The following is a 22,112-nucleotide window of genomic DNA, read 5'->3' as shown; positions in this document are numbered from 1 at the left end:
GATCGATGCGGTTAACCTCAAACGCATCGACCTGGCAGAGATGATCGGTTTGCCGCTAGAACCGGTTGCGCATGCTGGGATCGAATCTCGGATCGGGCTGTCTCTGCGTCTGCCGCAAGATGCCCTGATCATCGAAGTAGAAGTGGTAAAGCAGATGGTCGATATTGTTCTCCAGATACCGGTATGACCAGACCTCCCGGTTCGTTCGCTTGAAGTAGGCGGTTTCGAAGGGGCGGCCAAAATTGACGAGCACGTCGTTGCGGGTCCACTTGCCTATCTCCGCGCGATGGAACTCATTGTCCTGAAGTACTTGTCGAACACCCAGCACCTTGCCGGAAGCGTCGATGTCGGCTGCGGTAGTCGTCGTACCCATGGGCTGGGTCGGCCACATCAGCCGCTTGCCGCCGTTCGGCAAATCGTAAGTTTCCTTGGGCGGACCCAACCGGCCGATAAGTACGGACTGGTCCGCACCAGCCTCGACCTGCCGGTGCGGTTCCGTGCAAGCCGCGAGAAACAGCGCCACGGTACATGCCGTTAAAAATGCGAGTCGATTAAGCATGTGAGTGCTCCGGTACGGGTGATCAGACCTGACAGTCTCTGTTCTCACCGAACATTCGCGCCGCGCTTAACAGACGAATGCAGGCATGGGTTGCTATCGGACGTGCTTGCTACGCTCGAAACAACGAGGCTGCGGTAATCTGACGACGCTCAGTTTGGTGACGGGCATCGACCGAGACTCAGTACTTGATGTTTCGGGCCGCCTGGCGTCCCTGCTCCTTGGTGTGTCGCTTGTCCTGCCGGCATTGCGAATTGCTTTGCTGATTGGCGGCGCGGCAATCCTGCTTGGTGTGTCGCGCGCCCTGGCGAGTGTCCTGGCGAACATCGCGTCCGGCGCGGCGTTGCTGCGCCTGCTCCGTCGCCCAGCACGCTCCCGTCGAAGCCGTTAGAAGCGTTGCGACTACAAGCCCGGTGAATCGACGGTTCAATTTAGACATGGCATGACCTCCAGTAGGGTGCGTGGGCCGCTGCTGAAGGACTGGGTTGCGGGGACGCCGGCCGCCTTCGGGGCCGCAGTGTCGAACCGGGACGCATCGATCAGCACGACACGCAGGCGCGTGGCAGCAAGCGCTTCAAACTTCTGGATGTTGGCGCCGCGAGCGCCGCGCGGATGTCGGGCTCGTACTTCTTCGCTTCGACGTCTGGTTTGACGTCCCTGAATAATAAGCACCGACTTGATGGTTCGTTACCCAAATTAATGCTCTGGCTCCGCTTACCATCGTAGTTCAAGCTACGAGTCTGCGCCTGCCGTTAAGGCATCGGACCATGGTCGTATTGTCATTCCAGGCCTTTAAACCTAGATTGAAATTTCGCCTTCAGACAGTCGAAAAGCTTCAATCCCAGCTAATGTGACCGGACGAGCGTCAAGCGGGTGGAGCGACCCAGGCGCGGCGGTTCGATACACCGCAGCGTCCTTGTGCCTCGAAAGGAACTGTTATGGATGCACTCAGGACATTGCTCGAAACCCAGCAGCTCTTCACGTTGTTTCTGACGGTCGCGTTGGGTTATCTGGTCGGCGAGATCAGCATCAAGGGGGTGTCGCTCGGCGCCGGGGCGGTGCTGTTCGTCGGGTTGGCCGTCGGCGGTTTCGCGCCCAAGGCTGCACCGCCCGCGCTGCTCGGCACGCTCGGGCTGCTGCTCTTTCTCTACGGCATCGGCATCCAGTACGGCGACCAGTTCTTCAAGGGCCTGACGAGCATCGAGGGCCTCAAGGCCAATGCGGCCGCGGTGCTCGGGGTGGTGATCGGCGGGCTTGTGTCCGTTGCGTTGGTGCCGCTCTTCGGCGTGAAGCTGGAGGAGGCGCTAGGCATGTTCGCGGGCGCGGGCACCAGCACCGCGAGCCTGCAAGCCGCGATGGCCGCCATGAAGAGCGACGGCCCGACGGTGGGCTACAGCGTCGCGTATCCGGTGGGCGTCGCGGGGCCGATCCTCTTCCTGTATGCCCTTAGCGCACTGCTCAAGCCGAACATCGCGCGGCCGCCGCCCAAGCTCGTCGAGACCGCCGAGATCGCCTTGAGAAATCCGGCGTTCATCGGTGTGACGCTGGCGGAGTTCGCGGCACGCATGCCGTCAGGGCTTGGGATCGCCGCGGTTCGCCGCGACCACCGCAATCGGCCGCCCGCCGACGATCTCGTCCTCGCCGCCGACGATGTCCTTCTCGCCACCGCCACGGACCCCGCCGTGCTGCGCGAGGCCACCTCGATGTCCGGCGAACTGCAGCCCGGCCGCATGGCGAGCCATCGGGAGGATCTCGACTACGCGCGTGTGTTCGCGTCGAGCCGGCGCGTGGTCGGAAGCATGTTGCGCGACATCCGTTTCCCCGAGGGCGTCGTCTGCACGATCGCACACGTGCGCCGCGGCGACGCCGACCTCATGCCGAACCCGGAGCTCGTCCTCGAATTCGGCGACCGGGTCGGCGTGCTCGTCAATCGCGCGCACCTCAAGCCGATTCGTGCTCTATTCGGCGATTCCATCAAGGGCACGGCCGAGCTGAACTTCATCTCGATTGGCGCCGGCGCGGCGCTGGGCCTCCTGGTGGGCGCGATTCCGCTCACGATTCCGGGGGTCGGCAAGCTCGCGCTCGGGCTCGCGGCGCTCCTCCTGACGGCGCTCGTCCTCGGCCGCGTGCGGCGCTTCGGGCCGTTCGTCTGGACGATGCCGCTCTCGGCCAATCTGGTACTGCGCAACTTCGGTCTGACTATCTTCCTTGCGCAGGTGGGCATTACCTCTGGCCCAAAATTCTTCGCGACCATCGGCGTAACGGGCGTGTCGTTTCTGCTCTATGGCGTCGCCATCCTTCTCGCGCTCGTCGTCGTTACGGCGCTTGTCTGCCTATGGATTTTCAGGCTGCCGTTCGACATGACGGTGGGCGTCATCAGCGGCGCGACGGGTAATCCGGCGATCCTCGCATTCGCTAACCGTGTCGCGCCGACCGATCGGCCCGACGTCGGCTACGCAATGATTTTCCCGTCGATGACCATTGTGAAAATCCTGTTCGTGCAGGTTGCCGTGCTACTGACGGGCGGATAGTGCGTCGGCCGAACCCCCGAACCTCGACCAGCCACGGAGGCCCTCGATGGACATAGCCGTCTTCAGCGCGAAGCCTTACGACCGCGAGTATCTCAACGCCGCGAACGCGGCGCACCGCCACCGTCTTCAGTACTTCGACGTGCCCCTCGACGTCGAGACGGCCGGGCTCGCCGCAGGGCACGGCGCCGTATGCATCTTCGTCAATGACCTCGCGGATTCGCCTGTACTTCAGGCGCTAAAGCAGGGCGGCACGAAGCTTGTCGCTTTGCGCTGCACCGGGTTTAACAACGTCGATCTGAAAGCGGCGGACAGCCTCGGGATCAAGGTGGTTCGCGTGGTGGACTACTCGCCGAACTCGGTGGCCGAGCATGCTGTCGCGCTGCTGATGGCGATCAACCGCAAGATCCACCGCGCCTACAATCGCACGCGCGATTTCAATTTTTCTCTCGACGGCCTGATGGGCTTCGACTTGTGCGGCAAGACGGTCGCTGTCATCGGCACAGGGAAGATCGGGCGCGTCTTCGGTAAGATCATGGTGGGGTTCGGCTGTAACGTGATCGGCTATGACAGGTTTCCGTCGCCGGAATTCGAGGCGTTAGGAGCGCGTTACGCGCTGCCGGGAGAAATCGGCGTGAGCGCGGACATCATCTCGCTGCATTGTCCGCTTACCCCCGAGACTTATCACGTCATCGACGCCGATACGCTTTCGCGCGCGAAGCCCGGCGCGCTGCTGATCAATACGAGCCGCGGCGCGCTCATCGACACCGAGGCGGTGATTGCCGCGCTGAGAAGCGGCCAGTTGGGCGGTCTTGCGATCGACGTGTACGAGCAGGAGGCAGAGTTGTTTTTTCGCGACCTGTCCGGCACCATCATCGCGGACGACATACTGCAGCGGCTCATCACTTTTCCGAACGTGATCGTGACGGGACACCAGGCTTTTCTCACGCGCGAGGCTGTCACGACGATCTGCGCAACGACCCTGCAAAGCGTCACGGAGTTTGAGACGGGCAAGCCGCTTTCGAACCAGATTAGCGCGAGCTGAATGCAACCCTCTGCGGACGTAACGTGCGGGCGGGTGAGTTTCGCCCGCTTATGGCTGAGCGTGACAGGCTTCCTCGTTCTGTCGGCGGCGCTCATCAATCCGGCGGCCGCCGCGTTGCCATCCGGGTTGCAAAACCTCGTCGACAATGCGACGGGTGGCTCTGCGCCGGCCGCCTCGGCGGCGCAGGCTGCATCGACACCAACGCTCGCGAGTCAGGCCGAATTGGCGCGCTCGCTGGACAGCCTGATCGGCACGCTCGAGAGCGACCCACAGCGCAAAGCGCTGGTCGGCCAGTTGAAGGGGCTTCGTGCGGGTACCCAAAGTGCCGCACCCGTGGTGCCGGCATCGTCAGCACAGGACAACAGCGATCTGCTCGGCGCGATTGCCTCAGGCATTGCGTCTGTCGAGACGGATCTGAGCGAGGGTCGCACACCGTTGCATTACTGGGCGGCTCGTGCGAGCGCGGCGGCCAACGATTTTTGGACCATTCTCAGAGGCGCAAGCGGCGAGTCGTTCGGCAACGTCCTGCTTGGCCTGATCGGGACGCTCGCGGGCTGGGCCGCGTGCGCTGGCCTGTTGATCTATCTCCGGCGGAGCGTCAGTGCACGTTATGGCTGGAAGGTCACGCTCGAACCGAGTCCAACTTCATTCGAACTTTTGAGTTTTGCATTTTGGCGCACGGCGCCATGGATCGTCGCATTCGTGGCGGTGGCGTTGTTCACGCGAGGAATGCCTGACGCGCTGGGCAGCACGTTAGGGCTTTTGATCGTTTATACAATAGTCGCCGGTTCGATTTTCTCGGCGCTCTGCCTGATCGTGTTCTCGGCGTTCAATACGGCCCACCGGCGTGTCGCGGTTCACCAGTTGCTCGCGCAAAGCCGCTGGCCGCTGTTCGCGATCGGTGCATGTGGCGCGCTCGGCGACGCGACGGCCAATCCAGACGTCACGGGCCTGCTCGGCGTGAATCTCGCCGGGCTCGTATCGGCATCCGCAAACGTGGCAGCGGCCGTCCTGATCGGTTATTTCGCAATCGCTTACCGCCGGCCTGTCACGCATCTGATACGCAATCGCCCGTATGCGGGAAGGCGTGACCACAAACTCGCCACGGAGGCGCTCGATATCCTCGCATCGCTGTGGCACATCCCGATCCTTTTAATCGCGATCGCGTCGGTCGTTGCGATTATCGACGCGCGCGGTTCGGAAGAAAACGTTTTGCGGCCGTCGCTTCTCAGTGCGTTGTTACTCGTGCTCACGCTGTTCGTGTCGGCGCTGCTGATGCACCTGACGCGTCGAAGGGACACCCGCGCACATCGCCGCGCGCCGCATCTGATGCGACTCTTGCGCTTCGCGAGCACGCTACTCGTTCTTCTGATGTGGCTCGCGTTCATTCAATTCGAACTGGACCTGTGGAGCGGTCCGATTGCGCGGATGATCAAGCACGGCACGATGACACCCAGTTTCAAGCACGCGCTGGTTACAGTGATCGCGACGGTTTTCTGCGCCTGGTTCATATGGATACTTTGCGATACCGCAATCCTCAACGCGCTGGGCCCGAGCAGTTCGCGGAACAAAGCACTCGATCCCAGCGTGCGGGCACGCACGATGTTGCCGCTCGTACGCAACGCTGTTTCCGTGACGGTTGTGACGCTCGCTGCCATCGTTGCCGCTGCCACTCTGGGCGTCAATCTGACACCTCTCCTTGCGGGTGCGGGCGTAATCGGTCTCGCAGTCGGCTTTGGTGCGAAGGCACTCGTTACCGATCTGATCACGGGCCTCTTCATCATTATCGAGGAGACGATCTCGGTCGGCGACTGGATTGAGATTGACGGCAGCCACGCTGGCGCCGTTATGGATCTGACGATCCGCACGGTCCGCTTGCGCGACGGACAAGGTGCGGTTCACACCATTCCCTTCTCGCAGATCAAGATCGTGAAGAACCTCTCGCGCGACTTCGCCAACGCGGTGTTCGAGGTGCGGGTGCCCTTCGCCGTTGAACTCGATGACGTCACACGCATGATTGTGGAAGTAGGCGCCGATCTGCAGGAAGATTTTCGCCTGCGCAACGAAATACTTGCGCCCGTCGAAGTGTGGGGGCTAGACCGATTCGAGGCTAACTGGATGGTCGTGAAAGGGCAGATCAAGACACGGCCGCTGCAACAGTGGAGCGTGGCGCGCGCTTTTAACGCTCGACTCAAGCGCAAGATGGATGAAGCGGGTATTGAAATTCCTGTACCGCATATGCGGCTTCATACCCCGGCAAACGGGCCCAATGCATGGTCGCAGTCTGACGAGGACGCCGAGGACGACAGCGGGCAAACGAACGACGCGAACAGTGAGGTAGCGCGCAGTCCGGCTAGTACCATGCCAGTCGAACCGCGGGTGCTCAAGGAGCCGCCCGCAACTCAGCCCGTGGTCCAGACAGGTTCCAGATCGTCCATCAATTCCCCCGGTAGCGATACCGGACGTCTTTAAGATGCGGTACGTGAGCCATTGAGAAAGAGAATACTTTTACTGGCTCGTGCCGTGTTGAGCGGCTTCAACCGCAGTGTCACGCTTCTTTTTCGCTTCCGCTTTCTTGTGGTCGTAGACTTTTTTGGCGGCCGCGACCTCACGGTTGTACTCGCGATTCGCTGCGGCAACCTGCTGGTGCATCCTGACGATCTCATCAGGATGTTGAGAGGCTGTCGATGAACTCGCGCCGGAACTTTGTTGCGCCCAGGCGCCAGGAAGGGACAACAGTGCAGCGGAAGCCGTAATGACGGCCGCAATGGTGCTTTTCATGAATATCTCCGCGTTGGTCTGCCAGGCAGCGGACTTCAGCCTATACAGATTGAGCGAGATGTTATATAGGACTTTGGTCCAATGAGGCGGGTTGGGCCGCCTGCACGCTGTGCGGAGTCGGCCAGCCGCTCGCAACGTGTTGCTGACAAACCGGGATTTGAGGGCGACCGTCCAAAAGAGCTAGAAACTCATTGCAAACCCGAATGAAACGCCATGCACGTTGTGTCCGAACACGTACCGCACCATCGCGCGCGTGCGCGTGATGATGATGGGATACCTGCTGCTATCGAGTTCAAGCCCGACTCCCAACGACGTGAGGTCATTGAACCCCAGCACGCCGGCGCTGTCGCCATAATAGTGCGAGTACGCGGCTTCCAGCACATAGCGGATCGGCCGGTCCAGCGCGTGCCAGCCGGTGGGGGCCCGCCAGCGTGTCCACAGGCTCAGTTGCTGCGCCATGGCCGATCCCTGAACTGCCTCCGATGAACCGCCGAAACTGCGCAGGTAGATGTCGGTGGCACGCAGTTCGGCATCGATTTCGTAGTTTTCGCGGTAATGCTCGTAGTCGAGCATGAGTGAGCCACCGTAGCCGTACGCGTCCAGCGAGCCATTCTCGAGAAACTGTAGATTGCGATCAGTGACGTGATTGAAGATCGACTGCCCCACCTTCAGATCGCTTGAAACACGTCCGATCGTACCGTTCAGGATCGGACGGAACACCAGTTCATTTGTGATCCGGAAATCCCAGCCGAGGCCCACCGTGCCGCTGAAAGTGTTCCATCGTGTCGGCACCGGACGCTGCTCCGCGCCCTCTGTAGCCACAAAGGTCGGATCGTAACGACTATAGGCGAGCGTGCCCTCCATGTACAACGGGAACGACTTGCTGATAGTGAAGCCGCCCCCGAACTGCGTCTGACCAAAGCCGGGATTGCCCGTAGTGCCGTTATTGACCGACAGGTTACTGGTCGTAACGTCGGGCACTGTTGTGTAGGTCATGATGGAGAGCACAGCGTTGGCATGTTGCTTCACATTTCCACCGACCACGGCACTCCCCGGCGGTTGGCTCGGCGCGGTCTGCGCATTCGACGGGCACGGCAGCAGGGCGAAGGTCAGAGCGCCGCACATCCATGCTGCGCGGCGGGGCCGACGCGCCGGGAGCGCGGGCATTTCAAGCGACCTCGCCATGGCCCGCACAATTGCAACCTGCCACACAGCGTACCGAACGAGCATGACACACTCCTGTCAGTTAGATCGTTCTGCTTGTCTTCCACGAGACCGCCATTCCGTGCCAGCACAATAGTTCGAGACAACCGACCTGGCGCGTCACGACCGCTCAACCGTTCGCAGCACCAGGAGCAGGCTACATCGAAGCCCGCCCAATTGTATCGCTGAACGAGCCGATAGATTTCGGTGCCGATTACGGTAGCTGAGCCAGGCGTCCCTATCCTGTGGGCCTAAGGTCTCATTGACCGGCCTGAAGTTCAGGGAACATATTGTGTCAGGGAGGTTCACGTGTCCGCCGGCCGCGCTCCGCGGCTAGAGACGGAGGTCATGGACGTTCCCGCAGCGCTGGACTGGACACCGACGGGTGTCCGCTGCAATATGAATCGTAGGGAGATAGCAGGCATGGGCTGGAATCGCTGGTACAGTTTGAAGAGCTATCTGAGATCTTCGCTGTGGACCGTGCCGCTCTTCGCCGTCGCGATCTATGCCGTGGTGAAGCCTGCGACCGAAATGGTGGGCAGGTGGATGATCAGGCAGGGGAGCCTTGATCCTAAGACCGGCTTTCTTGGGCTGTCCATGACTGGCGCGCGGTCGTTGCTCGGTGACATCGTTTCCGCAGACATGGCGTTTCTGGTGTTTACGTTCGGTTCGCTGCTCGTCGCAATCCAGGTCGCTGGCGGTCAGTACACCCCGCGGATCATCGCGACGACACTGCTGCGCGACAACATCATTCGTGGCATCTCGGGATTATTCGTTTTCACACTGCTGTTTGCCAATAGAACGCTGGCGTGGATGGGGGAAAATGAGGTACACCAGCTTCAGTTGTTCATTGCGGCTCTATTTGGGTTCGCTTCGGTCGTCGCTTTCCTTTTCCTGATTGATTACGCCGCGAAATTTCTGCGTCCCGTGAGTCTTGTGGCTCGCGTCGGAGAGCAAGGGATCGCCGTCATCGAGAGCGTTTATCCAGCCCTGACTGCGGACGGAGCGACTCCCGCGAATCGTGATAAAGAGCGAGACGTGCCGGACCACATTGTTCGTCACCACGGCAAGTCCGGCATCGTTCTGGCCTTGAATCTGGAAATGCTGGTGGCCAAGGCAAGGCGTGCCGACGCAGTCATCGAATTCGTGCCGCAAGTCGGTGATTTCGTCGCGATGGGCGAACCCTTGTTCTATTTGTACAGGAACTCTGGCGCAATCGACGACGGCAGGCTGCGCGCGCTCGTTGCTTTCGGAACGGAGCGCACGATGGAGCAGGACCCTATGTTCGCGTTTCGCATCCTGGTGGATATTGCGCTGAAAGCGCTTTCGGCAGCGATCAACGATCCCACCACGGCGGTGCTTGCGATCGATCAGTTGCACCGGCTATTGCGGCTGGTGGGCAAACGGTCTTTGCACATCGAAGAGATGGTGGATGGGTCGGGACGGGTGCGTGTGATCTTGTGGACGCCCAAATGGGAAGACTTCGTGCACATCAGTTTCCGCGAGATACGACAGTGCGGCGCGGGCAGCATTCAAATCGCGCGGCGTCTGCGCGCGGCGTTAGAGAACCTCATCCAGAGGCTGCCGGAGCATCGTCATGCCGCGTTGCTCGTCGAGTTGATGCTGCTCGATCGCGCGATTGCATTGAAGCATCCGTTTCCGGAGGACCTGGCGTTGGCACGTATCGCTGACTCGCAAGGGCTGGGAGGTTCGGCAGCCTCGCCGGCGAACAACTAGCCTTGCGGAGGCAAGCCGTGCGCAAACTCATAATGGGTATCGTCGAATTCCGCGAGAAAATGCTGCCGCAATACGCGAAGCAGTTCAGCAAGCTCGCGCTTTCGCAAGCGCCTGACGCGCTCTTCATCACGTGCTCGGACAGCCGGGTTGTACCCGATCTGCTTGCCTCGACCCATCCGGGCGATCTGTTCACGATGCGCAACGTCGGCAACCTGGTGCCGCCGGCGACCGCAGAGGGAGTGTCTACCGGTGACCTCTCCGAGGCGAGCGCGATCGAGTACGCAGTGCTAGTGTTGAAAGTCGCGAATATTGTTGTGTGCGGGCATTCCGGGTGCGGTGCAATGAAAGCCGTGTCTACACGCAACGCCAAGCTGAAAACGCCGAACCTCGATAAATGGCTGTGCCACGCCAACACCGCGGCGTTTCGCCTCGAACACGAAGGTCCACTCGATGACAGGCTGAAACCGCACGATCAATTGTCGCAACTCAACGTACTTGTGCAACTCGAGCATCTCATGACTTATCCGATCGTGCGCCAGCAGGTCACTGCCGGGGCGTTGGTGCTGAGCGGCTGGTGGTTCGACATCGCGACGGGCGACATGTATGCCTACCTGCGCACGAGCCGCTCATTCGAAGTGATCGACCGCGCGATGGCTGACCGGATCATTGAGCGCCTTGCCGCACGGGCACGGTGAATGGTTTTGTCGCAGTACGGTTCGCGGAGTAAAGTCGGATCGATATGCAAAGTATTGCTTACGTTGCCAGATCGTTAACCGCCGTTCACGCGTTGCTGATATCCAGTTTGAAATGATGCATCGTACTAGCCTATTTTGGTCTAGGATGTAAAAGCCAGAAAGCGAATGGCCCGGTCGTCGGCACGGGTCACCCGCACCGGGAGGCACGCTCAATGGGCTTTGTGTTGTCAGCCGTGATTTTCCTAACGTCGACTGGATTTCTCGTCGACGCTGCGCTGGCGCCGACCCCGCCGGCGGTGATTGTGCCAGCCGCCGCTCCCGGTGCAAGCGAAGGCGGCACCACGGTCCCGCAGTTAAGCCCGGAGGGCTCCGGCGAAGCCACCGCTCCCTAGGCGGGCTCTAGTTTTACCTCCATCTACACGGCGCAGTTCGTCCAGAGCGAGTTTTTACTTGCAAGCATTTCATTGGTCAAGAAAAACTGTAAGCGCACTAGCGGTGCTTACGGGAGGCTTCATGAAAACTTCATTCTTGCAGGCGGCGTTGTACGACATTCTCCAGAAATATTTCGATCCTTCGTTTGCTTTCATCGAGAGGACCGAGGATCCATGTGCAGTAGAGTTTGATGCCCAGCCTGCGTCAGTCGCCGCCGATGCGCAGGTGCTTTGCGCGCCGCGCCGTGTGCGGGCACGACGTTTTGCAACGAGGCGGTGCCTACGCGAGGGCGTCAGGTTCTTCCACTTCCTGCCTGGCCACGCAGCGTGAGCGCCGTGCGTCTTCTGATCGCGGCCATGGCGGTGGCGTGCGGCGCGGGGGCGGTATTCGGAATCGCCTATACGATCGTCGCGGCCTTGCTAATCAGACGTTTTTTCCGGCGCCCGGCGTGCGTGCCGAGCAGCTATCCGCCAGTCACCATCGTCAAACCGCTGTATGGCGACGAGCGGGGATTGCTTGCCAATCTTTCGAGCTTTTGCCACCAGGACTATCCCGGCCCGGTGCAGTTTCTGTTCGGCGTGAACGACCCGGCGGATCCGGCGCTACTCACGGTCGATGCCCTGCGGCGCCTGCATCCCGAAGCACACATCACCGTGGTCGCCGATGCGCGGCTGTATGGGCCGAACCGCAAGATCAGCAACATCCTGAACATGATGCCGCAAGCGCGATACGACGTACTGGTGTTCGCTGACAGCGACGTGAGCGTTGCACCGGACTACCTGGGCAAGGTTATCGGCGAGTTGCAGAAGCCGGGCGTCGGACTCGTCACGTGCATTTATTGCGGCAAACCCGAAGCGGGTTTCTGGCCGCGCCTTTCGGCGAAAGCCACCAACTACCAGTTCCTTCCCGGCGTGGTAATTGCGCTGGAACTGGGCCTCGCGCGGCCGTGTTTTGGGCAGACCATCGCGATGCGACGCACGACGCTCGACAAGATCGGCGGCTTTGAGCAATTCGGCAGGCATCTGGCCGAGGATCATGCGATCGGTGAGGCGGTGCGGCTCGCCGGCGAAAAGGTGTCGATTCCGCCTTTCACGGTCGCGCATGCCTGCGTTGAAAGCAGTGCGCGCCAACTGATTGCGCACGAACTGCGTTGGAGCCGCACGATCCGCCGTGTCGATCCACTCGGGTATCTAGGGTCGGTGCTCGTTCACCCGCTCGCATTCGCACTGTTTGCCGTGATGTTGTCCGGCGCCGCCGCGTGGTCGTGGCAACTCGTCCTCGCGACAATGGGCGCCAGGCTCGCGCTTGAGCTGGTGTCGGACCGCGTTCTGCGTCATGCACATCGCGACCTATGGCTGTCGCCGCTGTGGGATATCGTTTCCTTTGCGATATTCGTCGCGAGTTTCTGGTCGTCGCGTGTGACATGGCGCGGCTTCCGTTTTGAAGTCGACAGTGACGGCCTGTTGTCGTCCGTTCAGGACGAACGGGTAATCGATTGATGAAGCAAAAGCGATTCGCGCGCACAAGTTGGGGTATGCGGGAGGCGGATTGCTTCGAAGTGCCGGCATCGCTGCTGTGGCTTCTGATGTACAAATAGCCTCTACTGACCAACTGTTTGCTATAGATGGGATGTCTTATCGAACCGACGCGCGGACGTTCGTCGAAGATCGCGTCTACGGGTCCACCTCCAGCGTTACGCCGGCGCATCGAAGCACGTGCAGGTAAGCGACCGTGTCCCCGACGGCGGCGGCGGCCTGCTCCGCAAGCCTCCACATGTACGCTGACTTTTCGGCGCGCGCCATCATCGTCTCGAGCGCGTCCGAATCTGCGAACCCGTGAGCTGCCGCTGCCCCGAGCACGGCATCGAGAACGCGTCGGGCCGCAACTCGGGCGGCAATCGGCGCCAGCGGAGCACGATAGGTAAGAAAGCCTGCCATCAGCAAAAATTCGGTCGGGCTGATGTGCTTGCCATTACCAAGAGGAACACCGTCTGTATTGACTCGATCTTGCATCATGGTTCGTCTCCGGCTTTGCAGCAGCAAGCGCTGTGATTGCGCGAATCCGTGTCGCTATTGCCGCTGGCCGTTCCGTAGGGGATTCGACGACGGCACGGTGCTGCGCGGCGCCGGACCCTTTGATGTCCGGGGTGAGTCTCGGGCGGCGCAGAGATAGTCTAGTACAGGATGAATCGCCAATGCCGTCAAACGCGGCTACGATTGCCACAGCGTTGCCTTTTAAGTGTGTGTTTCGCTAAGCTGGGCGTCGACACCGGGTCGATACCACCTTCCACTTCCAACGTATTCGCGCTGCGACGGCTGGCAGGTTAATAGGTCAATTTTTTTGCCCTGCCGACACTCCAAGACGTAGTATTCTTGATCCGCCTCCTGATCCCCAGCTATAGCCGCCGCCTTACTACTTCGCGTCGACTGTCGTGCGGCTCTGAGAATATGATGGTGCGGCGAATCGCTGCGCGCCAGTACCCCGTACCCTCGGGGCTCACAGGAGACGAGGACGTCCAAGGCAACTGTGCAGTCATTGTCATCTTTTTGAAGGCTTCGAAACACTTGGCGAACATCGCCGAGGCCCGGCGAGTCCGTGCGGGTGACTGATCCCGGCCACGCAGACTATTCTCTTCGAGGGTATTCATGAAAACGCTGTTTCTGCAGGCACCTTCGTATGAAGGCTTCGACGGCGGAGCGGGTTCACGCTTCCAGACGAAGCGCGAGATTCGATCATTCTGGTACCCAACGTGGCTAGTCCAGCCCGCTGCGCTGATTGAGGATAGCCGCGTCGTGGATGCTCCCGCGGATGGCCTGTCGCTGGAAACGACACTCGATATTGCTCAGCAATACGAACTGGTCATCATTCACACAAGCTCTCCATCGTTCCAGACTGATGTTCAATTCGCAGAGCACTTAAAGCAGCGGAAGCCCTCAATCCTCATCGGGATGATCGGGGCAAAAGTTGCCGTCGATCCTCAGGGCTCATTAGCCGCGAGCGACGCACTCGACTTCGTGTGCCGTGAAGAATTCGACTTCACTTGTCGCGAGATCGCACAGGGCCTCCCGTTCGCATCGATTCTCGGTCTGAGCTATCGCCTGGCCGACGGCGGGATCACGCACAACGAGGCCCGGCCGATTCTCGAAGACATGGACCAGTTACCGTTCGTCTCGCCGATCTACAAGCGCGACCTGACGCCTGAGAACTACTTCAGTGGCTATCTCAAGCATCCGTATCTGTCGCTCTACACAGGGCGAGGCTGCAAATCCAGGTGCACCTTTTGCCTATGGCCGCATACGGTCGGGGGGCATCGCTACCGCACGCGTTCGGTCGAGAACGTCCTCGCAGAAGTGAAATGGATCAGGGACAACATGCCCGAAATCAGGGAGATCATGTTCGACGACGATACCTTTACGGATCTCAGACCGAGAGCCGAGGAGATCGCTCGTGGTCTTGGCAAGTTAGGGGTGACGTGGTCGTGCAACGCGAAGGCGAACGTGCCATATTCAACCCTCAAGGTCATGAAAGAAAATGGGCTGCGGCTCCTGCTCGTCGGATACGAATCCGGCGACGACCAGATTCTTGTGAACGTCAAAAAGGGCCTGCGAACGGATATGGCTCGCCAGTTCAGTGACGATTGCCGCAAGCTCGGCATCAAGATCCACGGCACGTTCATTCTCGGACTTCCCGGCGAGACGCGCGAAACGATCCAGAAGACAATCGAATACGCGAAAGAGATCAATCCCCACACGATTCAGGTGTCGCTCGCCGCGCCCTATCCGGGAACCGTCCTTCATAAGCAGGCGGTCGAGAACGGATGGTTGAATGAAGGGAAGGTCATCGCCCTCATCAATTCGACAGGCACCCAAGCTTCCACTATCGGCTATCCGCACTTGTCGCGCGAAGAGATCTACCTTGGCGTCGAGGAATTCTACAAACGCTTTTATTTCAGACCAACAAAGATCTGGGAAATCGTTCGCGAGATGCTGATAAGTTGGGAGATGATGAAACGGCGTCTGCAGGAAGGCGTAGAGTTTTTCAGATATCTTCATTCGCGCAGGGCATGAAGCGCCGGTGCGCGGCGACAGGCGAAGCCTCGACATTGGACCAACGTACGATCGTCGCGCAAGCATCACGGGTCAGCTACGCAGCTATCCTGCCGCCTAAGCCGACATTCCAGAGCGGGTCGGCGTAAAGCATGTGTTCGTCAAAGCGGCAGCCGGCATCGCGGGTGATCGAAAAACTCGTGCGAACGCGGCCGGTCGTAACCAAATGACTCAGCAAGTCGGTTAAAAAGAGGGCGCCGCTTCATTCGGTCGCCGCTTTTTGTTCATGCGCGGGAGCGAGGCATCAACGATGTTGCCCCACCTTCTGCCGTCTTTCCAGCACTCGCGCGTACCACGTCAGCGGGAAGCACATGGCGAAGTAAATCATCGCGACCATGCCGTAAATCGGGAACGGGCGGAACGCGGCATTGGTGATCATGGTGCCGGTCTTGGTCAATTCGGTGAAGCCGATGATCGACGCGAGCGCCGTGCTTTTCACCACCTGCACGAGAAAGCCGACCGTCGGCGCCACCGCGATTTTGCGCGCCTGCGGCCACACGATGTAGCGCAACTGCTGGCCGAACGTCATGCCGAGGCTCGCGCCCGCGGCCCACTGGCCGCGCGGCACGGCTTCGACACAGCCACGCCAGATATCGACCAGATACGCGCTCGTGTAGAGCGTTAAGGTGACGGTGGCGGCGACCCACGGCGACACATCGACACCGAGCAGCGGCAAGCCGAAAAATGTCAGAAAGAGCTGCATCAGCAGCGGCGTGCCCTGAAACACCTCCACATACAGCACGACGATGCGGCGCAGCCAGGCGACCGGCGACACGCGCATTGCGAGCAGAATCAGTCCGACAACGCCGCCGCCAACAAACGCGATCAGCGACAGCAACACAGTCCAGCGCGCGGCAAGCAACAGATTGCGGGCGATGTCCCACAGCGTGAATTCGACCATGATCAGCGCTCCGTGGGCAGAGTGCGGGCGCCGCGCCACATCAGGCGATTGCGCCAGTTACGCGGCGCGCTTTCATTGCCGCGCGCCGCACGGCCCGCGAACAGACCGCGGCCGAGCCGGTTGAGGATTTGCCGCAACACGATCGACAGCACCAGATACGTTGCGGTGATGATCAAGTAGCTCTCGAACGAACGGAAGTTGCGCGACTGGATGAAGTTGGCCGCGTACGTCAGATCGGGCACGGAGATCTGCGAGACCACCGCCGAGCCGAGCATGACGATCAGCACCTGGCTCAGCAGCGCGGGAAACACATTGGCGATGGCCTGCGGCAGCACGATGAAGCGAAACACTTGCCGCCCATGCAGACCGAGCGCCTGCGCCGCCTGCACCTGGCCGCGCGAAATGGAATCGATGCCGGCGCGCACGATCTCTATGGCATAAGCGCCGAGATTGACCGTCATGGCCAGAATCGCGGCCTGCACTTCGTCGATATGAATGCCGAGGCTCGGCAAGCCGAAGAACACGAAGAACAACTGCACGATGAACGGCGTGTTGCGGATCAACTCCACATAACTCGCCACCACCCAACGCGCCCATTTCGGCCCGGCCACCGCCACGCTCGCGCCGGCAATGCCGACGATCCCGCCGAGCACGGTCGAGACCGCCGTCAGCCCCAAAGTCACGGCGACGCCGCGCGCGAGCATCCCCGCATAGAGGCCGAAGCCGCTGAAATCGAACGCATAGGTCATGGCGTGGCGCTCATCGTGAGGTCAAACTCCGGCGCGGACCACGCTGCGTGGTCCGCGCAAAAAGGTTCAGAGGTCGGCCGGCAGCGGCGCACGCAGCCACTTCTGCGAAATCGCATTCATGGTGCCGTCCTTGCGGGCCTTGGCAATCGTTTCGTCGACTTTCTGCTTCAGACGCGGCTCGTTCTTGTTCAAACCGACGTGATCGGGCGAGCTGAACAGCGAGAATTTCTGCTCGGGATCGTTGGCCGGATGACGCGCGAGAATCGTGGCGCCGACGTCGTTGCCGACTACCATCAACTGTACCTGACCAGAAAGGAACGCCGAAATTGCGCCGTTAGGATCGTCGAATCTTTTGATGTTCGCCGAGGGCGGCGCGATCTTGGTCACGCTCAGGTCTTCCAGCGTGCCGCGCGCGACCGATATGGATTTGCCGGCGAGGTCGGCGGCGTTCTTAACCGGCAGGGCTTTCGGGCCGAACACGGCGAGGTAGTACGGCGCGTACGGTTGCGAAAAATCGATCACCTTTTCGCGTTCCGGCGTCTGGCCGACTGACAGCAGCATGTCCGCCTTGTGGTCGGCGAGATAGGCCATGCGGTTGTCGCCCGTCACCTGCACGAGTTCGACCTTGGCGTTGAGCGCCTTGCCGATCAGGTTGGCGACGTCGATGTCGTAGCCCATCGGCTTCATGTCCGGGCCGATCGAGCCGAACGGCGGATAGTCCTCGAACACGCCAATGCGTACCGTGCCCGATTTGGCGATGTTGTCGAGCGCGTCCGCATGCGCAGCCGAAGGCAACGCGCACAGCGCGCCGAGAGCGGTGAAGGCCAGCGTCGCGGCGAGCGTGGCGAACACGCGGCGGGTGCGGGTCGGGTGAGCGGGGCGGTGGTTCATGGTCTGTCCTCTGTCGAAAATGTCGGTATTGGAATGGGCGAGTTTGCGTGGGTCGGTGGCGTGCGGCTCAATGCGGCGCGCGGGCGGCGATCAGTTTGCACGCGTGCGGGGGCAATTCCGCGAGCACCGGTGTGCCGAGCGCGAGCCCCGGCGTTTCGCGCGGCGTGGTGGCGGCCGTCAACGTGAAGCCGGCGCAGTCGATGGTCGCTTCGAGCGACGCACCCACGTCGCGGATAAACGTTACGGTGCCTGCCAGCCGGTTCGGACCCGCCGCGTCGGAGGCCGCTTTCACGCACACGTCTTCCGGGCGGATCAGCAGACGGATATCGCTGCTCGACTCCGGCACGCGCGCCGGTTGCGCGACGCTGATGCGCCGGCCGCCCGGCAAGCTCACGACGCCCGCGCCGTCGTAGGTGACCGGCAGGATATTGCCGAGGCCGATGAAGTCGGCGACAAACTCGCTGACCGGGTCGCGATAAATATCGAGCGGCTTGCCGACCTGGGCAATCCGGCCTTTTTCCATCACGACGATTTCGTCGGCCATTGTCATCGCTTCGCGCTGGTCGTGCGTGACCATGATCGTGGTGATGCCGAGGCGCTGCTGCAGCAGGCGGATTTCCACCTGCATTGCTTCACGCAGCTTGGCGTCGAGCGCGGAGAGCGGCTCGTCGAGCAGCAGCAGTTTCGGCTGCGAGGCGATCGCGCGCGCAATCGCCACGCGCTGGCGCTGGCCGCCGGAGAGTTGCGTGACGGGCCGGTTCGCCATGTGCGGCAACTGGATCAGTTCCAGCAATTCCGCCACGCGGCGGGTTTGCTGGTCCTTCGCGGTCTTGCGCAACTTCAGCGGATACGCGATGTTCTGCGCAACCGTCATGTGCGGAAACAGCGCGAGCGACTGAAACACCATGCCGAAGTCGCGCTGGTTCGCGGGCAGTCGCGTGATGTCGCGTCCGGCGAAATGGATAGTGCCCGAGGTCGGCGTTTCCAGCCCGGCGATCATGCGCAGCAGCGTGGTCTTGCCGCAGCCGGACGGACCGAGAAAGCACACCAGCTTGCCGTCGGGCACGCTCAGATCGACATTGTCGACGGCATGCGCCGCGCCGAAACGCCGGGTCACGGCCTGCAACGTTAAATGGGTCATCGAATGCTCCAGCAATCAAGCGCTACAAGCGCGTCCGTTCACAAGGCAACGCCTTCGTCGCCGATCAGCTTTTCGAGCAGCCAGATCAGCGCGAAGTCGATCGCGACGATGAACACGGCGAAACAGAACACGGTCGGATCGAGCGACGACACGGTGCGGCTGTAGAGCCAAACCGGCAGCGTCATCGTATCGATGCCGTAGAGGAAGAACGTGACCGTGAATTCGTTGAACGAGATGATGAAGGCGAACAGCATGCCGGCGAGAATGCCGGGGCGCATCAGCGGCAGGATTACGTCGATAAGCGCACGGCCGGGACTCGCGCCCATCACGCAGGCGGCTTCTTCGAACTCAGGACCGATCGAGGCGACCGACGCCGCGCAATTCTTCACGGTGAACGGCAGCGCCAGAATCACGTGCGCGATGATCAGGCGAAACACGCCGAGCTCGACCGGCAGCACGTTGAACACCAGCAGCAGCGACAGGCCGAGCATCACGAGCGGATAGACGAGCGGTAACGCGACCAGTTGTTCGACCGCGGGCTTGCCGCGAAAGCGGTAGCGGCTCAGCGCATAAGCGGCGGGCACCGAGACCAGCGTGGCGATGACCATGGTGGACAGCGCGACGATCAGGCTCGTGCTCAAGGCGGCGCCCATCGAGAGCGAGTCGCTCGCGTCCGGCGACGCGAAGCTGTGCCACGCGGCGCGATACCAGTGCAGGCCGTAGGCGTGCGGCGGGAATTCGAGCGTGTCGGCCGCGCTGAACGACATGGTGATCATCGTGATGATCGGCAGCGCGGCGAGGAACAGCACGATCGCCGCGAGCAGGGCGGTCGCTTTGCCTAACTGGCCGGGCATGACGGCCGTTAGTCGTGGTGAGCGTGGAGAGCGCGGCGAGTCCGGCATGCGCGAGGGAGCGGTTTGAACGGGCGTGCTCATGCGTGCGGCTCCTCGGCAAGTTTTTGCGTGCGGCGCACGAGACGCTGCGACAGCGCCATCACCGTCAACGTGGCGATCATCAAAACGACACCCGACGCGGAGGCCGCCGGCCAGTTCAGCAACGGCGCGACCTGATCGTGGACCAGCACGGCGAGCATCGGCACGCGGCGTCCGCCGAGCAGCAGCGGCACGGCGAACGCGCTCGCGTTGTACGCGAACACGAGCAGCGCGCCGGATACGAGGCCGGGCATCGCCAAAGGCAACAGCACGTGACGCAGCGTTTGCCAGCGTGTCGCGCCGAGCGTGGCGGCGGCTTCTTCGTAGGAACTCGAGACCGCGCGCATCGCGCTCGAGAGCGGCAGCACGGCGAGCGGAAACGCCGTCTGGATCAGTCCGAGCAGCACGCCGTTTTCGCGGTACAGCCACATCAACGGACGTTGCACGAGGCCGCTGCCGAGCAGCGCGTGATTAAGCAGACCGGCCGGCCCGAGAATGATCAGCCAGCCATAGCCTTGCAGCAGCAGATTGACGAGCAGCGGCAACAGCACGCCGGCAAGCAGAAGCCGCCGTGCGAGCCGTGACTTCGTGCGCGCCATCGCCAGCGCGACCGGAATCGCCAGCAGCACCGCGCAAATCATGCTCTGGAACGCGAGCTTCAAGGTGAGCCACAACGACTTCATGAAGTAGCCGTCGAGCAGGTCCGCGTAGTTTTGCAGCGTGAAGCCGCGCCACTCGTTGCCCTGCGTGCCGAAGCTCATGCGCAGCACGACCAGCGCCGCCGCGCCGAGGATGGCGAGAAACAGCAGGATCGGCGCGAGCAGCAGCCACGGCCGCGCCTTTGCCAGCGCGGTGGCGGCAGGCGTGTCCGGTCCGAGACCGGACGCACCCGTCGCCGGCTCCGAGGCCGGACCGGACGAAGTAACACGCCGCGAGAAGCGTGCGAGCATTGTCGTCATGCCGCGAAGATTTCGGTGTAACGCTTGATCCACGCCGGCTGCACCACGGCGAGCGCCTTGTCGTCGTGCAGCACGGCTTTCTCGGCGATCTGCTGCGGGCTCGGCACGAACGCGCGGCTTTCGGCGGGAATCACCGCTTTCGAATTCACCGGGCCATTCAGCACGTCGGCGGCCATGCGGCCTTGCACGCCGGCGTCGAGCGAATGGTTGATGAAGGCGTGGATCAGATCGCTGTCACCCGGATGCGACTTGGGGATCACGGTGAACATCAGTTGCGTGGCGAAGCCTTCTTTCATGCCGTAGGTCACGCCCATCTTGTACTCGGGCTTGCGGATCTGGTCGGGGAAGAACGCCGGCGAATAGATGCCGCCGATATCGAGCGAGCCGGTGCGGAACAGGTCGGCCACCTGGTTCGGGTTCTCGCCGAGCGTCATCACGCGATCTTTCAACTGCATCAGTTTCTTGAAGCCCGGCTCGATGTTCTGCTGCGAGCCGCCGTTCATCTTCGCGGCGATGATCGCGAGGTCCACCGCTTCGGCCCACTCGGGCGGCGGCAGGAACAGGCGTCCGGCGTACTTGGGGTCCCACAATGCTTCGTACGATGCCGGCGCGGTCTTCACCGTCGACGTGTTGTAGATCAACCCGTCCGACCACAGCAGATAGCCGACGCCGAAGCCGTTCGCGCCCGTGCGGTACTGCGGCGCGACGTCTTTCAGGTTCGGCAGTTTGTCCAGATCGGGCTTCATCAGCAGACCGGCGTCGCCGAGACCCGACGCGCCGACGCCGGCCAGGGTGATGACGTCGTAGGTCGGGCGATCGCCCGCGGCCTTGACCTTCGCGACCATGCCGGAGGTGCCGTCGGCGCGGTCGGCGATCACTTTGGCGCCGGTTTTCGCGGTGAAGGTGGCGGCGATATTGCGCAACGCGGCCGCGCCCGTGTCGTCCGACCAGGTCAACAGGCGCAGCGTCTTGCCGCTGAAGTTGTGTTCCTGCGCGCGCAGGTTGATGAACGGCATGGGCAAGGTGGATGCCGCAAGTGCGGCGCCGAGCGTCTTGATGGCCTGCCTTCTACCCCGTTTGATCTCTTGCATGGCGGTCTCCTGTGTTGAACGCCTTGTTGCCCAATGATGCCGCTGTGATTGCCGCCGCCTCGCTGATTGGCGTTGTCCGCCTGCGCTGCGTGTTGAAGCACTCTAGGTTTGCCAAAATCCCTCAACAAACGAAATATGCGCATGGGCGGTATGACATAAGCTCATGCGGCGGCCGTCGCGCGATTGCGATGGCGCATGCCGGTCAGACGGCGGGAGCGCCGAGGCAGTAGCGCATGCGGGTTAACGTCCATATTTCGTCGACGCTTTAAGCCCTTCAGGAGGTATGAGGAAAGCTCGGTTCTGGTGCGATCGTTGACGCGCTTTGCCCTGTGCCGGTGCATGGGGGCCTGCCGGGCCGCGTGGTT

The 22,112-nt window shown here is 61.6% G+C and carries 20 protein-coding genes; 8 read left to right on the top strand and 12 right to left on the bottom strand.

Translation table 11 applies throughout. From position 1 onward, the window contains the following. Positions 1-55 precede the first annotated feature (55 nt). Both B0G82_RS34300 and B0G82_RS34295 read right to left on the bottom strand, forming a co-directional pair. Positions 56-559, bottom strand: a complete 504-nt coding sequence (locus tag B0G82_RS34300) for a hypothetical protein (protein WP_116144704.1) — start codon at positions 557-559, stop codon at positions 56-58. Positions 560-737: 178 nt separating this feature from the next. Continuing rightward, complete coding sequence (locus B0G82_RS34295; protein ID WP_121310484.1) at positions 738-995, bottom strand: hypothetical protein; 258 nt, start codon at positions 993-995, stop codon at positions 738-740. A gap of 499 nt (positions 996-1,494) precedes the next feature. Between B0G82_RS34295 and B0G82_RS34285 the strand changes: the two genes are divergently transcribed. Genes B0G82_RS34285 through B0G82_RS34275 form a run of 3 tightly spaced genes read left to right on the top strand, consistent with a single transcriptional unit; the run spans position 1,495 to position 6,601 of the window. Beyond that, positions 1,495-3,087, top strand: coding sequence for a TrkA C-terminal domain-containing protein (locus tag B0G82_RS34285; RefSeq protein ID WP_121310483.1), 1,593 nt, complete (start codon positions 1,495-1,497; stop codon positions 3,085-3,087). A 46-nt stretch (positions 3,088-3,133) separates the two neighbouring features. After that, positions 3,134-4,129 (top strand): 2-hydroxyacid dehydrogenase, encoded by a 996-nt coding sequence (locus B0G82_RS34280; RefSeq protein WP_121310482.1) that lies wholly within the window; start codon positions 3,134-3,136, stop codon positions 4,127-4,129. Positions 4,130-4,162: 33 nt separating this feature from the next. After that, entirely contained in the window at positions 4,163-6,601 is a 2,439-nt protein-coding gene (locus B0G82_RS34275; RefSeq protein ID WP_241974953.1) for a mechanosensitive ion channel family protein, read from the top strand. A 36-nt stretch (positions 6,602-6,637) separates the two neighbouring features. Here the strand turns inward: B0G82_RS34275 and B0G82_RS34270 are convergent, their stop codons facing one another. Further along, on the bottom strand, positions 6,638-6,910 hold the full coding sequence (locus tag B0G82_RS34270) for a hypothetical protein (RefSeq protein ID WP_106309030.1): 273 nt from the start codon (positions 6,908-6,910) through the stop codon (positions 6,638-6,640). Between the two features lie 180 nt (positions 6,911-7,090). Next, the gene (locus B0G82_RS34265; protein WP_181916929.1) at positions 7,091-8,035 is read right to left on the bottom strand and encodes a hypothetical protein; all 945 of its coding nucleotides are present in this window, start codon (positions 8,033-8,035) and stop codon (positions 7,091-7,093) included. Between the two features lie 501 nt (positions 8,036-8,536). On the opposite strand from B0G82_RS34265, the gene B0G82_RS34260 reads away from it, so the two are divergent. From B0G82_RS34260 to hpnI, 4 genes are all read left to right on the top strand, one after another. Further along, a complete protein-coding gene (locus B0G82_RS34260) occupies positions 8,537-9,850 on the top strand; it encodes a DUF2254 domain-containing protein (RefSeq protein ID WP_121310480.1) in 1,314 nt (437 codons plus the stop codon). Between the two features lie 17 nt (positions 9,851-9,867). After that, complete coding sequence (locus tag B0G82_RS34255; protein ID WP_116144692.1) at positions 9,868-10,545, top strand: carbonic anhydrase; 678 nt, start codon at positions 9,868-9,870, stop codon at positions 10,543-10,545. A 513-nt stretch (positions 10,546-11,058) separates the two neighbouring features. Beyond that, complete coding sequence (locus B0G82_RS34245) at positions 11,059-11,307, top strand: hypothetical protein (RefSeq protein WP_121310478.1); 249 nt, start codon at positions 11,059-11,061, stop codon at positions 11,305-11,307. After that, on the top strand, positions 11,304-12,476 hold the full coding sequence (hpnI, locus tag B0G82_RS34240) for a bacteriohopanetetrol glucosamine biosynthesis glycosyltransferase HpnI (protein ID WP_121310477.1): 1,173 nt from the start codon (positions 11,304-11,306) through the stop codon (positions 12,474-12,476). The genes B0G82_RS34245 and hpnI overlap by 4 nt, the downstream gene beginning before the upstream one ends. Before the next feature lie 174 nt (positions 12,477-12,650). Here the strand turns inward: hpnI and B0G82_RS34235 are convergent, their stop codons facing one another. Further along, positions 12,651-12,992, bottom strand: a complete 342-nt coding sequence (locus B0G82_RS34235) for a hypothetical protein (protein ID WP_121310476.1) — start codon at positions 12,990-12,992, stop codon at positions 12,651-12,653. A 630-nt stretch (positions 12,993-13,622) separates the two neighbouring features. Between B0G82_RS34235 and hpnJ the strand changes: the two genes are divergently transcribed. Then, positions 13,623-15,044, top strand: coding sequence for a hopanoid biosynthesis associated radical SAM protein HpnJ (hpnJ, locus tag B0G82_RS34230; RefSeq protein WP_106277829.1), 1,422 nt, complete (start codon positions 13,623-13,625; stop codon positions 15,042-15,044). A 283-nt stretch (positions 15,045-15,327) separates the two neighbouring features. On the opposite strand, the gene B0G82_RS34225 is transcribed toward hpnJ, so the two are convergent. From B0G82_RS34225 to B0G82_RS34195, 7 genes are all read right to left on the bottom strand, one after another. Then, positions 15,328-15,984, bottom strand: coding sequence for an amino acid ABC transporter permease (locus B0G82_RS34225; protein ID WP_121310475.1), 657 nt, complete (start codon positions 15,982-15,984; stop codon positions 15,328-15,330). A 2-nt stretch (positions 15,985-15,986) separates the two neighbouring features. After that, on the bottom strand, positions 15,987-16,733 hold the full coding sequence (locus tag B0G82_RS34220) for an amino acid ABC transporter permease (protein WP_106277825.1): 747 nt from the start codon (positions 16,731-16,733) through the stop codon (positions 15,987-15,989). Between the two features lie 66 nt (positions 16,734-16,799). Next, on the bottom strand, positions 16,800-17,624 hold the full coding sequence (locus B0G82_RS34215; RefSeq protein WP_121310474.1) for a transporter substrate-binding domain-containing protein: 825 nt from the start codon (positions 17,622-17,624) through the stop codon (positions 16,800-16,802). Positions 17,625-17,691: 67 nt separating this feature from the next. Next, entirely contained in the window at positions 17,692-18,765 is a 1,074-nt protein-coding gene (locus tag B0G82_RS34210) for an ABC transporter ATP-binding protein (protein WP_121310473.1), read from the bottom strand. Positions 18,766-18,803: 38 nt separating this feature from the next. After that, entirely contained in the window at positions 18,804-19,700 is an 897-nt protein-coding gene (locus B0G82_RS34205; protein ID WP_121310472.1) for an ABC transporter permease, read from the bottom strand. Then, positions 19,697-20,656, bottom strand: coding sequence for an ABC transporter permease (locus B0G82_RS34200; protein ID WP_121310471.1), 960 nt, complete (start codon positions 20,654-20,656; stop codon positions 19,697-19,699). The genes B0G82_RS34205 and B0G82_RS34200 overlap by 4 nt, the downstream gene beginning before the upstream one ends. Then, complete coding sequence (locus tag B0G82_RS34195) at positions 20,653-21,747, bottom strand: extracellular solute-binding protein (protein WP_121310470.1); 1,095 nt, start codon at positions 21,745-21,747, stop codon at positions 20,653-20,655. The genes B0G82_RS34200 and B0G82_RS34195 overlap by 4 nt, the downstream gene beginning before the upstream one ends. Positions 21,748-22,112: the final 365 nt, after the last annotated feature.

It is taken from the genome of Paraburkholderia sp. BL17N1 (assembly GCF_003634175.1).
Taxonomy (GTDB): Bacteria; Pseudomonadota; Gammaproteobacteria; order Burkholderiales; family Burkholderiaceae; genus Paraburkholderia.
The sequence above is the reverse complement of the archived record's forward strand: the minus strand, read 5'-3'. Positions and strand labels throughout refer to the sequence as shown.